At 44.5% G+C, this 14,652-nt stretch carries 11 protein-coding genes; 8 read left to right on the plus strand and 3 right to left on the minus strand.

All coding sequences use genetic code 11. The annotated features are described in order from the left end of the window. The first annotated feature begins 189 nt into the window (after positions 1-189). On the plus strand, positions 190-4,074 hold the full coding sequence (gene purL / locus NI389_RS12895; RefSeq protein WP_308360277.1) for a phosphoribosylformylglycinamidine synthase: 3,885 nt from the start codon (positions 190-192) through the stop codon (positions 4,072-4,074). A 100-nt stretch (positions 4,075-4,174) separates the two neighbouring features. Here purL and NI389_RS12900 read toward each other — a convergent pair whose 3' ends face one another. Together NI389_RS12900 and waaA are read right to left on the minus strand one after the other, a co-directional pair. Then, positions 4,175-4,717 carry a DUF1415 domain-containing protein gene (locus NI389_RS12900; RefSeq protein ID WP_308360278.1) on the minus strand — a complete coding sequence of 181 codons (543 nt, stop codon included), beginning with the start codon at positions 4,715-4,717 and terminating at the stop codon, positions 4,175-4,177. Continuing rightward, complete coding sequence (gene waaA, locus NI389_RS12905; RefSeq protein ID WP_308360279.1) at positions 4,714-5,985, minus strand: lipid IV(A) 3-deoxy-D-manno-octulosonic acid transferase; 1,272 nt, start codon at positions 5,983-5,985, stop codon at positions 4,714-4,716. The genes NI389_RS12900 and waaA overlap by 4 nt, the downstream gene beginning before the upstream one ends. A 191-nt stretch (positions 5,986-6,176) precedes the next feature. Between waaA and NI389_RS12910 the strand changes: the two genes are divergently transcribed. The 3 genes from NI389_RS12910 (at position 6,177) to hldE (ending at position 9,695) form a co-directional block, all read left to right on the plus strand. Further along, on the plus strand, positions 6,177-7,595 hold the full coding sequence (locus tag NI389_RS12910) for a capsule assembly Wzi family protein (RefSeq protein WP_308360280.1): 1,419 nt from the start codon (positions 6,177-6,179) through the stop codon (positions 7,593-7,595). A gap of 72 nt (positions 7,596-7,667) precedes the next feature. Beyond that, positions 7,668-8,252, plus strand: coding sequence for an SIS domain-containing protein (locus NI389_RS12915; RefSeq protein ID WP_308360281.1), 585 nt, complete (start codon positions 7,668-7,670; stop codon positions 8,250-8,252). A gap of 3 nt (positions 8,253-8,255) precedes the next feature. Beyond that, the gene (hldE, locus tag NI389_RS12920) at positions 8,256-9,695 is read left to right on the plus strand and encodes a bifunctional D-glycero-beta-D-manno-heptose-7-phosphate kinase/D-glycero-beta-D-manno-heptose 1-phosphate adenylyltransferase HldE (protein WP_308360282.1); all 1,440 of its coding nucleotides are present in this window, start codon (positions 8,256-8,258) and stop codon (positions 9,693-9,695) included. A 30-nt stretch (positions 9,696-9,725) separates the two neighbouring features. Here the strand turns inward: hldE and NI389_RS12925 are convergent, their stop codons facing one another. Then, positions 9,726-10,454 (minus strand): 3-deoxy-D-manno-octulosonic acid kinase, encoded by a 729-nt coding sequence (locus NI389_RS12925; RefSeq protein WP_308360283.1) that lies wholly within the window; start codon positions 10,452-10,454, stop codon positions 9,726-9,728. 119 nt (positions 10,455-10,573) lie between these two features. Between NI389_RS12925 and NI389_RS12930 the strand changes: the two genes are divergently transcribed. From NI389_RS12930 to tdh, 4 genes are all read left to right on the plus strand, one after another. Next, entirely contained in the window at positions 10,574-11,617 is a 1,044-nt protein-coding gene (locus NI389_RS12930) for a glycosyltransferase family 9 protein (RefSeq protein WP_308360284.1), read from the plus strand. Further along, positions 11,617-12,168 carry a D-glycero-beta-D-manno-heptose 1,7-bisphosphate 7-phosphatase gene (gmhB, locus tag NI389_RS12935; protein ID WP_308360285.1) on the plus strand — a complete coding sequence of 184 codons (552 nt, stop codon included), beginning with the start codon at positions 11,617-11,619 and terminating at the stop codon, positions 12,166-12,168. Before NI389_RS12930 ends, gmhB begins: the two co-directional genes overlap by 1 nt. A 120-nt stretch (positions 12,169-12,288) precedes the next feature. Next, complete coding sequence (locus NI389_RS12940; protein ID WP_308360286.1) at positions 12,289-13,485, plus strand: glycine C-acetyltransferase; 1,197 nt, start codon at positions 12,289-12,291, stop codon at positions 13,483-13,485. 43 nt (positions 13,486-13,528) lie between these two features. Beyond that, positions 13,529-14,554, plus strand: a complete 1,026-nt coding sequence (gene tdh, locus NI389_RS12945; RefSeq protein ID WP_208842377.1) for an L-threonine 3-dehydrogenase — start codon at positions 13,529-13,531, stop codon at positions 14,552-14,554. The last annotated feature ends 98 nt before the right edge of the window (positions 14,555-14,652 follow it).

Raw genomic sequence — 14,652 nt, forward strand, 5'->3', positions numbered from 1 at the left:
AATGAAAAGACAGAGTTGATTTTAAATTCAATCGCTTATTCTATTATTTTAGGTCGATATTGAGAGCAGCGGCATTTTGTCCTTCAATTTTTCTCGGAATTGACATTTTTGTGTTAAATCCAGACGCCAATTCGACTATAATAGCGACCTTAAATATCGTTCAATCCCTAACCCCGGATGAAAATACCTATGTTAATCTTACGTGGTGCGCCAGCACTTTCTGAGTTTAAAGTTCAAAAGATCCTCGAAAAATGTCAAGCAGCTAATTTACCAGTAACAGGTGTGTATGCTGAGTTTATGCATTTTGCCGATCTCACCGAATCATTGACAGAGGCCGAATTAGACAAGCTGCAAAAGCTGTTAAAGTACGGACCAACCATTCCTGAGCATGAGCCAACTGGTGCGTTGATTCTGGTGACTCCACGTTTAGGTACTATTTCTCCTTGGGCATCAAAAGCAACTGACATTGCAATAAACTGTGGCCTAACTAAAGTACACCGCGTTGAACGTGGTATTGCTTATTACGTTGAAGGTGCACTGAATGAAGCACAATTGAGCGAGGTAGCTAAGTTAGTACACGATCGCATGACTGAGTCTACGCATACAACATTAGAAGCGGCAGGGCAGTTATTCCGTGTTGAAACGCCACGCCCAATGTCATCAGTGGATATTCTTAGCGGTGGTCGAGATGCACTTGCTAAGGCTAACGTAGAGCAAGGTTTTGCCTTAGCTGACGACGAAATTGATTACCTTGTTGAGAGCTTCCAAAAACTAGGTCGTAACCCAAACGACATTGAACTGTTTATGTTCGCACAAGCTAACTCAGAACATTGCCGTCATAAAATTTTCAACGCAGATTGGACAATCGATGGTGTTGAACAGCCTAAGTCGTTGTTCAAAATGATCAAAAATACGTACGAAACTCACAGTGAAAATGTGTTGTCGGCTTACAAAGACAATGCTGCCGTAATGACAGGCTCAAAAGCAGGACGTTTCTTCCCGAATACGCAAGGTGAGTACGATTATCACCACGAAGATATTCACATCCTAATGAAAGTGGAAACACACAACCACCCAACAGCGATTGCGCCATTCTCTGGTGCTTCAACGGGTTCTGGTGGTGAGATCCGTGATGAAGGTGCGACTGGTCGTGGTTCAAAACCAAAAGCCGGTCTTGTCGGTTTTACGGTTTCTAACTTACGTATTCCGGGTTTTGAGCAGCCGTGGGAAAGCGATTTTGGCAAGCCAGGCCGTATCGTTAGCGCATTAGATATTATGGTTGACGGTCCACTTGGTGGCGCTGCGTTTAACAACGAATTTGGACGTCCTAACTTATTAGGTTACTTCCGTACATACGAAGAAAAAGTAAATAGCCACAACGGTGAAGAAGTGCGTGGCTACCACAAGCCAATCATGATTGCTGGTGGCCTAGGTAACATTCGTGAAGATCACGTACAAAAAGGTTCAATTCCAGTTGGTGCTAAGCTCATCGTACTTGGTGGACCTGCCATGAACATCGGTCTGGGCGGCGGTGCTGCATCGTCGATGGCGTCAGGTCAGTCCAACGAAGATTTAGATTTTGCGTCCGTACAACGTGAAAACCCAGAAATGGAACGTCGTTGTCAGGAAGTGATCGACAAATGTTGGCAGCTTGGCGATGCAAACCCAATCGCATTTATTCACGACGTGGGCGCGGGTGGCATTTCAAATGCATTCCCTGAATTGGTGAATGATGGCGGCCGAGGTGGTAAGTTTGAACTTCGTAACGTACCAAATGACGAGCCAGGCATGGCACCACATGAAATTTGGTGTAACGAATCACAAGAGCGTTATGTACTGGCTGTTGCTGCGGAGGATTTCGCTCGTTTTGAAGCGATTTGTAAACGAGAGCGTGCTCAATATGCAGTTATTGGTGAAGCAACAGAAGAGCGTCATTTGACCGTTTCAGATAGTCACTTCGACAACAATCCTGTGGATTTACCATTAGACGTGCTTTTGGGTAAGCCACCGAAAATGCACCGTGATGTAAAATCACAACAAGCGACTGGTCAGGCGTTAAATACGTCAACGATTGAGTTGAAAGACGCTGCTGAACGTTTACTTCGTCTACCGACGATTGCAGAAAAAACCTTCCTCATCACTATCGGTGACCGCACGGTAACCGGCCTTGTTGCTCGCGACCAAATGGTGGGGCCTTGGCAGGTGCCAGTCGCTAACTGTGCTGTAACCGCAGCCTCGTTTGATACCTATCATGGCGAAGCTATGTCGATGGGTGAACGTACACCCGCTGCACTTTTAAATTACGGTGCGTCTGCGCGTTTAGCGGTCGGTGAAGCATTAACCAACATCGCTTGTGCGAATATTGGTGGTTTGGAAAACATCAAGCTATCAGCAAACTGGATGGCGGCTGCAGGTCACCCAGGTGAAGATGCGGGTCTTTATGAAGCAGTAAAAGCCGTAGGTGAGGAATTATGTCCGGCACTGGGTCTTACTATCCCAGTTGGAAAAGACTCGATGTCGATGAAAACGAAGTGGGACGAAAATGGTGAAGAGAAAGCCGTTACTGCGCCGCTTTCACTCATCATTACAGCATTTGGTCGTGTAGAAGATGTGCGTAAGACAGTGACGCCGCAGCTTCGTACCGACAAAGGTGAAACGAGCCTACTACTAGTGGATTTAGGTGCGGGCCAAAACCGTTTAGGCGCATCGTGTCTCGCGCAAGTTTATAAGCAATTAGGCGACAAGACGCCAGATGTGGATAGCCCTGAGTTATTGAAAGGTTTCTATAACGCAATGCAAACGCTTGTTTCAGAAGACAAGCTACTGGCTTACCACGACCGTTCAGACGGTGGTTTATTTACCACTGTTGCGGAAATGGCGTTTGCAGGCCATACCGGTGTGAGCGTAGAACTAGATGCATTGACGGGGTCAGATATCGAGGTGCTATTTAATGAAGAACTCGGTGCGGTTGTACAAGTTCGACAAAACGACTTAGATGCTGTTAAAGCAATCTTAGCGGCTAATGGCCTTGCGAATGTGTCTCACGTTATTGGTACACTGAATAACGAAGACAACGTCACCTTTGCACGTAATGGCAATACTATTCTTGCCGATACGCGTACAGCGTTACGCACTATTTGGGCTGAAACCACTTACCAAATGCAAGCGATGCGTGACAATCCTGAATGTGCAAAACAAGAGTTCGAAGCAAAATTTGATGCAAAAGACCCAGGTCTAAACGTTAAACTGAGCTTTGATCTTAACGACGATATTGCGGCTCCATACATTGCAACAGGTGCTAAACCGCGTATGGCAATCCTACGTGAGCAGGGTGTTAACTCGCATTTAGAAATGGCTGCCGCGTTCAATCGTGCTGGTTTTGCGGCCATTGATGTTCACATGAGTGATATTCTAGAAGGTCGTATCACACTGGATCAGTTTAAAGGATTAGTTGCCTGTGGCGGTTTCTCATACGGTGACGTACTGGGTGCAGGTGAAGGATGGGCAAAATCAATTCTGTTTAACGACATGGCTCGAGACCAATTCCAGTCGTTCTTTGAGCGTCAAGATACGTTTAGCTTAGGGGTATGTAATGGTTGTCAAATGATGTCAACGTTACGTGAACTTATCCCTGGTACTGAGCATTGGCCTCGTTTTGTGCAGAACAAATCAGCGCGATTTGAAGCTCGCTTTAGTTTGGTTGAAGTCCAAGACAGTCCGTCGGTGTTCTTCCAAGGTATGGCTGGATCGCGTATGCCAATTGCGGTATCACATGGTGAAGGTCATGCAGAATTCCGTAATAGCGCAGCGGTTGAACATGCCCTTGCAACCGGCACTGTCGCGGTTAAATTCGTTGATAACTTCGGTAATCCAACTGAGACTTACCCAGCGAACCCGAATAGCTCTCCGGCAGGTATTACAGGGATTACATCAAATGATGGCCGTGCAACCGTTATGATGCCTCACCCTGAACGCGTATTCCGTGCAGTGTCTAACTCATGGCACCCTGATGAATGGAAAGAAGATAGCCCTTGGATGCGAATGTTCCGTAACGCACGTAAATACGTAGGCTAAGTTAACATCAAACAGTTAAAAGGCGCTCTTAGAGCGCCTTTTTTGTATCTTAGGTACATATTACCTAAAGAGTGAATTCGATTTTCCCTGTTGGGGTTATCTAGTGAGGCTTGCAGCTCGATAGAAGTTGTTGCCAAAAAGCTTCACCTTTGCGTCTCGCTAGGCGAATGTTATTTTCAGGAATTTGCTCTGGGTCATCATACGTTGCAAGGGCTTGCGCCATGCTTTCTTCACGGATCAAATGCAGCGTTGGGTAAGGTGCGCGGTTAGTATAATTGGCTGGATCGTTTTCATCACTGTCTGCAAATACATAATCTGGATGAAAATTTGCGATTTGGTATTTCCCTTCGTAGCCTTGTGCTGCCAGTAAAGCGTTTGCAAGATCGACCAGATCCAAAAACGCATCAAAATCCTGAAATCCAGTAGTAAAAATCAACAGTGTTGTTTCGCGTTCTTGGTGACTATCAAGAGCGATACAACTATCTATCATGGCGAGCACAGCATCTTCAATTGTCAATGCGTCCGACAGTTCATAATGAATTGTGTTGTTTTCAACTTCTTTGCGTGCAAATGGGCAAAAATTGTATTTTACGATGACGGAACTCACCCAGTTCTTCATTGCATTAATAGCATCTGAATTCATATATTGCGTCCTAAAGACTTATCGATCAACGCTAACGTTTTATCAATCGCACCTTGATTATTCATTAATACTTGATAAGCATTGCAGCCCAATTGTGTACGCGCATCGTTGTCGTTAAAAAGAGTATGGAGCTGTTCAAACAGCGATTCGCTATCAAATACGGTGATAGCTGCCGAAGCATTGATGAGCTCAGGGTAGATATGAGCAAAATTATAGGTATGGGGCCCTGACAGGATGCCAACGGAGAATGCAGCAGCTTCCAGTGGATTGTGCCCACCTCGTTCAATTAAACTGCCGCCAACATAGGCGACATCAGAAGCGCCATACAGACATTTTAATTCACCTAATGTGTCGGCAAGTAAAACTTGTGATTCTTCCATTGATTTCATGTTGCTGCGTCGTGTCATACTGAATTGCTGAGCGGCAAGTAAAGATGCAACGGGTTCAAACTGTTCTGGATGCCTTGGCGCAATAATCAGTAACGCCGTCGGATATTGCTTCAACAACAGTTTGTGCGCAGCGAGTACTTGCTCATGCTCTAAGGGATGAGTTGAGCCAGCAACCCATACATAGCGGCCTGATAGCAAAGACTTAAGTTGCCTTGCTTTAAGCTGTTCTTGTTCAGATAGTTGAATGTCGAATTTAATAGAACCTGTAGCTCTAACTTTATCTTCTCGTAGCCCAAGCTTCATAAATCGGCTTGCATCTTGCTCATTATGACTCGCCAAATAGGTCACGGCGCGCATTAACACATTGGTGAGAGGTTGAATGCGTTGATAACCCTTCATTGATTTTTCAGATAAGCGGGCATTGAGCACAAGGACAGGAATATCATTTGCTTTCGCATGAGCGAAAAGATTTGGCCAAAGCTCCGTTTCAAGTACACAAAGTGCTTTAGGACGAAGCGTTTTTATAAAGCGTCGTGAAGTGGAATAAAAATCTAAGGGCAGATAAACACAGTTTACCGACTCTTGGAAAATCGTTTCAATTTGAGCTCGGCCTGTGGGGGTGTTTGTGCTTACTATAATTTTATCGTCGGGATGTAGTTGCTTATATTTTTTTATTAATGGCGCAGCCGCGAGTACTTCACCGACAGACGCGCAGTGAAACAGGAGAGCGTGCTCTGGCAGTGCACTTAAACCATACGCGAATCGTTCTTTAAAATGAATACGGTATGCCGCTTGTTTTTTCCCTCTGAAAACCCATAAGTAGGTAATCAATACGGGAGCTAATAGCAACAAAACGAATGAATAAATAAATCTAGCCATAATGCACCTGAATCGATGGAGTGCCTATTGTAACGGTCTACGTTTGGTACGCAAACTGACAATTGAATTAGTTACACTTTTAAACAGGGAATGTTCTGTTTCTCGTCATTAAATTTGTTAATATGGGTCAACATGTCTGTAGAATTTACACTGTGATGAAATTGAAAACCGCCATTCTAACGTGCATAAGTATGTTAGTTAGTACACACACTTTTGCTGCCCCGACTGCCTATCTCCCACTTGGCAGCGATCCCTTGCTGGAATACCAGATTGACCAATTGTTTTCATTAACGACTGGAACCCCCTCTCGAAAACCATATCGGATCAATGATGTCTATCAAGCGCTTCGCTATGTCCGCGTCTCAGATCCTGAATTGTATCGCTCGATTTCGAGCAAATTGAAGGTTTATCAGAGTAAAGATGGGATAACCCGGCAAGGTGTGAAAGCCACGATTAGCTCAGGTGAAGAAGACAAATTGGCAAATGAGCGCGGTAATACGTCGAAAGAGTATTTGCAGTTGGCATTCGAAGGCATTTGGCGAGGCACTGAAAATACGCTAATGCAAGTCGGCCTCGAATATCGTGTAAAACAAAGTGAACTAGTGCCTTACAATACGTTTGTTGCTTATTCACTGGGTAACATTCAGGTTGATGCCGGTTATCGTGAACATTGGCTTTCACCCTTTAAACATTTCGGGCAAATTTTCTCAAATAACGCCAAATCATCCCCTTCACTCTCAATCAGCTTTGTGTCGCCATTGAATAATTGGTGGAATTTCGATGCCGAGGTTTTTTACTCTGAGCTTGATTATGTTGAGGACGGTTTTTACTATGAAGGAAAGCCTGTAAGTGGCACGCCTCAATTGGCAGGTTCACGTTTTAGTATCGAACCGATGGATGGCTGGACAATTGGTTTCAACCGAATGATGCAATTTGGTGGCGGACCTCGTCCAGTTTCGTTTGGTGACGTGATGAAGGCGTTTTTCGATCCGGCAGGACAAGATAACCGAGGAGTTACCGGCGGGGGATTCGACAGTGAACTAGGCGATCAATGGGCATCATTAACGTCTCATCACCAATTTACGGATTGGTTCAACGCAGAGGTGTATTTCGAATACGGTGGCGAAGACACCAGTGGCCATAAAAATTACCAGTTTGGTAATTTAGTAATGAATGGCGGTTTGTATTTACCAAAATTGACCCAACAGTCGACGTTACGATACGAATATTCAACGATGAATACTCGTTGGTATATAAATGAATTGTATTTCAAAAATGGAAATACAATTGATGGTTTTGTCGTTGGTAATTTCGCTGCTGACAATCGCTTGTTTGGTGATAATAACCCAGTTCAAGCACATGTTTTAGAGTGGGTATATAACTCGGACATGCAATCTCAATGGCGTGTAAAGTATACGACAACTCGTAATCGTAACGAAGAGAATCAGGGATATGACGACATTGAATATGTTTATGAACATCAAGCCCATGAGTTAGAGGTAGTCCGCAGTGAAAAATGGCAAGGTAATCAGGTTGAAGCAAAATTAGCCGCGGGCAGAGACGTATTCGGTGAGAATTACGCTTGGCTTTCTTTAAACGTATATTGGTAGGATAATACCAGTCTAAATAGCATAGCCTTCATTTAGATTGTGTTAGAACACGGGTTATAAATAGGATTCATTATGTCAAAGCTAGACGCAATATCGGCAAGTTATGAGGCAAGCCTAGCGCGCCACAATACCTTATTCGCCACAATGGCAAACTATCACGCAGAATGTATGGCTCTTTTAGCCGCCTGCGAAAAAACATTGAATAGCGGTGGTAAGGTTATTTGGTTTGGTAACGGTGGTAGCGCCGCAGATTCACAGCATTTAGCTGCCGAGTTCGTAGTACGTTATAAAAAAGAACGTGGCCCTTTGGCATCAATCGCGCTGACGACAGATACGTCAATTTTAACAGCGCACAGTAACGACTATCATTTTGATACGGTTTTTGAACGTCAAGTGCAAGCGTTATGTAAACCAGAGGATCTCGTTATTGGCTTAACCACTTCTGGTACGAGTGCAAATATTAATTTAGCTCTTGCCGCTGCAAACGAGATTGGTGCATATACGGTTGCATTCACTGGACGTGAAGGTGGAAAAGTGAAAGACATCGCGAAATTGCCCATTATCATTCGTAATGATGAAACGGCGAGAATTCAAGAAGCACACATGTTTATCGGTCATTGGCTGTGTGAAGCTGTTGATATGCTGGTAGCGGAGTAATTCATGGAATTATCACGTCTACATCACCTAACAGAAGCTAAAGTGCTGGTGGTCGGCGATGTCATGTTAGATCGCTATTGGCATGGTGACACTGGGCGCATTTCGCCAGAAGCACCAGTGCCAGTTGTAAAGGTCAGTAAAGTTGAAGACAAAGCCGGTGGAGCAGCGAATGTGGCAAAAAATATTGCACATTTGGATGGTCAAGTTGGTTTGCTCGGTCTTATTGGCCATGATACGGACGGTATCGCGCTTGAAAAGACCTTAGAACAAGACCATATCGCTTCGCAGCTTGTTAAAGTTGAAGGGTATCCAACTATTGCCAAAATGCGTGTGATCTCGCGTCATCAGCAAGTTGTTCGACTAGATATGGAAGAAACGTTTACCCAAGCACACAGCGAGAGTTTGCTTGAACGTTTGAAAACGGTTGTTGACGAATACGACATCGTGTTGTTCTCGGATTACAACAAAGGTGCTCTGGCCTCAATTGAAGCGATGATTGACGTTGCGAAAGCTGCAGGCAAGTTTGTGCTTATCGATCCTAAGTCGCACGATTTGGCCCGTTATCGCGGCGCGAATATTGTCACACCTAACTTAAACGAATTTAAATTAGCGGGTGGCTTAGTGGACAGCGAAGAGTCGCTTACTCAGAGTGCTCGTGAGTTGATTAAATCCGCAGGCATTGAAGCCATGCTGTTGACGCGTTCAGAGCAAGGGATGTCGCTGATTACAGCGACAGAAAAATACGATTTTGCCGCTCAAGTGCTTGAAGTTAGTGACGTAACTGGTGCCGGTGACACGGTAATTGCGACACTTGCCGTGATGTTGGGGGCGGGTATGCCTGCAAAAGACGCCGTAGAAATGGCGAACTTAGCCGCCGGTATTGCAGTTGGTAAACTGGGCGCAGCGACAGTATCACCAGAAGAGCTGAGCCGTAAATTAGGCCAGTATTTAAGAGCGACGGGCGAGCACTACCAAACCCCATTTGACGACGTGCTAAAACACATTGAATTTGCGAAACAAAATGGAGAGAAAATTGTATTCACTAATGGGTGTTTCGACATTCTCCATGCAGGTCACGTACGTTATCTTGCCCAAGCCAAAGCTCGCGGAGACCGATTAGTCGTTGGTCTGAATAACGATGAATCGATTAAGCGTCTGAAAGGTGCGGATAGACCGATAAATCCTTTAAATGAGCGAGCCATGGTACTTTCGGCGCTGGCGTCAGTGGATTGGGTTATTCCATTTGGTAGCGTGGACGAAAACGATACGCCTGCGGCGCTGATTGAAAAAGTCAATCCTCATGTCCTAGTGAAGGGCGGAGATTACACGGTTGAACAAATTGCGGGCGCTGACTTTGTGTTAAGTCAAGGTGGCGAAGTCGAAGTTCTCGCATTTTTAGATGGTTGTTCAACATCGAACGTGATTAAGAAAATTAAAGCGTAAAGCGATTTTAAATCTCACTCTAAAAAGCCGTCACACGACGGCTTTTCTCATCGCGTTTTCATAGTATTGTTCCAGTGTCTGCCAATTTTTTTCACTGAAATAAAACGTCTCTTGTCTATGTGCTTCTTTGTAAAACGATCGTTTTAATCGCGCCATGTTTTCTTTTTGCCATTGAAGAGCGGGTGTTCTGAGTTCGCCTCGGTCAAAATCGATGAGATAAATACGGTTATTGGTCGAAAACAAGATATTGTTGATGTTGAGATCAGCATGATATACACCAGCTTTGTGGAATTTAGCAATTGTTGTAGCGATAGCTTCCCATGAGCTATCACTCATGCGCTGTTTTTGCATGCGCTCACACAACGATTCCGCATTCGCGATTGCTTGAGTCAAAATATCGCCGCGATAAATTAGGCCAGAACGTTTTACGTGTGCCGCGATAGGTTTTGGTACGGTTAATCCTTGTGAATGTAACGCACATAGCAGCGCAAACTCTTGATAAATTCTTGTTTTTTTTAAGCCCAAAAACAAATATTGATCACTCAATATTTTACCAATCAAGCCACCACGCCAGTAGTGTCGGAGTACTGCGATGGTTGAATGAGGTAATTTCACAAAATACGCGGTAGCACGGCCTTTCTTTTCATTAACGATGGCATTTTGTTCTCGCCAATAGTTTGGATCAAATGACTCCGAGTTCAACGCAGAATAATCATCGGCATGAATGAAATAGGTATTGCCTTGCTGTTTAACGTTCATGTATCGCAATTTTTAACTTCAAAACGTTAGTGTATCGTGTTTTTTCGTCGTCTGAAACTTGCAAAGCAAGCTGATTAATTTAAGATCACCGCTCAGTTTTATTGCGTATAGAGTTTGTTGTGAGTCAAGCCTTCCAGTCCATCTGTATTCTTCGCCTTTCAGCCATTGGAGACGTCTGTCATGCCGTCGCCGCGGTTCAAGCTATCCAGCGCGCTCATCCTAAGGCGTCTATTACATGGGTGATTGGTAAAATAGAAGCCATGATGCTCAAAGATTTACCGGGTGTTGAACTGGTCGTTTTTGATAAAAAACTCGGTAAGCAGGCTTATTTACAGTTAAAACAAACTTTTAAAGGCCGCCAGTTTGATGTGTTGTTACACATGCAAGTTGCTTTTCGTGCTAATTTGGCGGCGCGTTGTATCCCTGCAAAGCAAAAAATTGGCTTTGATAGAGGGCGCTCAAAGGAACTTCATAGTTTGTTTATTAACAAACGTATAGCACCTCAATCTGAACCTCATGTATTGGAGGGGTTTGCGGAGTTTGCTCGAACAATAGGAGCTAGTTTTGCCGCGCCTACTTGGGAAATGCCCGTAACGCAACAAGACAAAGACGTGGCTTCACAGTTACTCGATGGATTAACCCGCATTTTGGTGATTGCACCAGCTGCGAGTAAGGCGGAGCGCAATTGGTTACCAGAGCGCTATGCGGCGCTTGCTGACTATGCCCATAAAAATGGTTTCTCCGTTGTATTGAGTGGTGGCCCGACAGAACTTGAACGCACGCTTGGAGCGCAAATATTGGCTAAGAGCAGTGCGCCAATTGTTGATTTGATTGGTAAAACAACCTTAAAGCAACTGTTGTGCGTGCTAGAACAAGCAAGTTTGGTTGTTGCACCAGACACGGGACCCGCTCACATGGCTGTGACGATGGGGACTCCTGTGATAGGGCTATATGCTCATTCTAATCCAAAACGAACGGGTCCATATCTCTACCAAGATTACGTGGTTGAGGTGTATCACGCCAACGTAAAACAACAAAAAGGCAAAGATGCAGATCAGCTACCTTGGGGTACACGTGTAAAAGGACATGATTTAATGGCGCAAATTAAGACCGAAACCGTGCTTTCCATGTTTGACCACGTTGTTGAGAAAGAGAACTTGTAATGCAAAAAGCGATTTTTTTAGACCGTGACGGTGTCGTGAATGTAGATCACGCCTACGTTCATAAAGCGGACGATTTTCAGTTCATCGAAGGGGTGTTTGAAGCCTGTAAACTGTTCCAAAAAAAGGGTTACGCGCTCGTTATTGTAACTAATCAATCCGGTATTGGACGAGGCTATTACAGCGAAGCTCAGTTTCATGAACTAACAAACTGGATGTGTGATGAGTTTCAGCGCCATGGCGTTGAAATTACCGGCGTGTATTTTTGCCCCCATCACCCTAAAAATGCTCAGGGCGAGTACCTACGTGAGTGTGATTGTCGTAAGCCTTATCCAGGGATGTTGCTGCAAGCCGCGAACGAACATACCTTAGATTTAGCCAATAGCGTTATGGTCGGTGACAAATCATCTGATATGGAAGCTGCTCACGCAGCAGGCATACCTAGCCGAATATTAGTGCGGTCTGGTCACAAAATTAGTGAGTCGTGTCAAGCATTGGCGACTTATGTTGTTGATAGCCTTGCGGAAGTACCAACAACGCTTGGTTTGAAGTAATCAATACCATTGAGATTTTATGCTGCACCCGTGCATTAGCAGCATTTACCTTTTACAATAGCCATAATTTCTAATCTTGTATAATGACAAGATTAGCCGTGCAAAATATGGAGAGAACACATGCGAGCAGCGGCATTTTATAGCCAAATTCAGCAGCAACTTGAAGAAGTGAAAGCGGAAGGTCTGTACAAAAACGAGCGTATTATTACGTCTTCACAACAGGCAGAAATCGAAGTATCCACGGGCGAAAAAGTAATTAACTTTTGTGCCAACAACTACCTAGGTCTTGCTAATAATCCTGAGCTTATTGCAGCTGCTCAACAAGGGCTCAACGATCATGGTTTTGGTGTAGCCTCAGTACGCTTTATCTGTGGCACGCAAGATATCCACAAAACACTTGAATCAAAAATCAGCCATTTTTTACAAACTGAAGACACCATTCTGTATTCTTCTTGTTTTGATGCCAACGCTGGTTTATTCGAAACGATATTAGGTCCTGATGACGCTATTATCAGTGATGCGTTAAACCACGCTTCAATCATCGATGGTGTCCGTCTTTGTAAAGCAAAACGCTTCCGTTATTCAAATAATGATATGGCTGACCTAGAGCAACAACTTATTGCAGCAAATGAAGCGGGTGCTAAAGTGAAACTGATCGCGACGGACGGTGTTTTCTCTATGGATGGCGTGATTTGTAACTTGCAAGCAGTTTGTGACCTTGCAGACAAATACGATGCATTAGTGATGGTAGATGATTCACACGCGGTTGGCTTTGTAGGTGAAAATGGTCGTGGTACACCGGAATATTGCGACGTTTTGGGTCGTGTAGACATTATCACTGGTACGTTAGGTAAAGCGCTCGGTGGTGCATCGGGTGGTTATACATCAGGCCGTAAAGAAATTGTTGAATGGTTACGTCAGCGCTCACGTCCATATTTATTCTCTAACTCACTTGCTCCATCGATTGTAACAGCATCGATTAAAGTCATCGATATGATGGAACAGGGTAAGGCACTTCGCGATACTCTTTGGGATAACGCAGCGTATTTCCGTACCAAGATGGAAGCAGCTGGCTTTACTTGCGCAGGTAAAGATCACGCAATCATCCCAGTTATGCTGGGCGATGCAAAAATTGCCGCGAACATGGCTGAAAAGTTGCTGGCGGAAGGCATCTATGTAACAGGTTTCTCATTCCCTGTCGTACCGAAGGGTCAAGCTCGTATTCGTACACAAATTTCTGCGGCTCATACCAAAGCGCAACTGGATAAAGCGATTGAAGCATTCACGCGTATTGGTAAAGAGTTAGGCGTTATCTAAACTTAATGGTGGGCAATCCCACCATTTTTTAAAGAGTAAAATCATGAAAGCATTGTCTAAATTGAAAGCGGAACCAGGGATTTGGATGACCGATGCGCCTAAGCCGGAAGTGGGCCACAATGATCTATTAATCAAAATTCGTAAGACAGCGATTTGCGGTACGGACGTACATATTTACAAGTGGGATGATTGGGCGCAAAAGACGATTCCTACCCCGATGGTTGTCGGCCATGAATACGTTGGTGAAGTCGTGGATATGGGTCAAGAAGTTCGCGGTTTTAAAGTGGGGGACCGCGTATCTGGTGAAGGTCACATCACGTGTGGATATTGCCGCAACTGCCGTGCAGGTCGTGTGCATTTATGTCGCAATACAATTGGGGTTGGGGTAAATCGTGAAGGTTCATTCGCTGAATACCTTGTTATTCCAGCTTATAACGCCTTTAAAATTCCAGACAACATTTCAGATGATTTAGCGTCTATTTTTGATCCATTTGGTAACGCAGTGCATACGGCGCTGTCTTTTGATTTAGTCGGTGAAGACGTGCTTATCACTGGTGCGGGTCCAATCGGTATTATGGCAGCGGCGGTGGCTAAGCATGTTGGTGCTCGTCATGTCGTCATCACGGATGTAAATGAATACCGTTTAAGCCTTGCAAAGCAAATGGGCGCGACGCGCGCAGTCAATGTGGCGAAAGAGAACCTTAAAGACGTCATGAAAGACCTTGGCATGACTGAAGGGTTCGATATCGGTCTTGAAATGTCAGGCGTCCCAAGTGCATTCAATGCCATGCTTAACAGCATGAATCACGGTGGCAAAATCGCAATGTTGGGTATTCCGCCGTCAGACATGGCAATTGATTGGAACCAAGTGATCTTTAAAGGTCTTGTCATTAAAGGTATTTACGGTCGTGAAATGTTTGAAACGTGGTATAAAATGGCAAGCTTGATCCAGTCTGGTTTAAATCTTGACCCGATTATCACACATCGTTTCCACATCGATGATTTCCAAGAAGGTTTCGACACGATGATTTCTGGTCAATCAGGTAAAGTCATCTTAAACTGGGACTAATCACGTTATTAAAGGTGGTGCAGACCACCTTTTCACTCCGTGTTACTGTGCTTTCAAAATTCCATGAATTGGCGTTCTTACCATTCAGAGTTACGAAG

The organism is Pseudoalteromonas xiamenensis (genome assembly GCF_030994125.1).
Classification (GTDB): domain Bacteria; phylum Pseudomonadota; class Gammaproteobacteria; order Enterobacterales; family Alteromonadaceae; genus Pseudoalteromonas; species Pseudoalteromonas xiamenensis_B.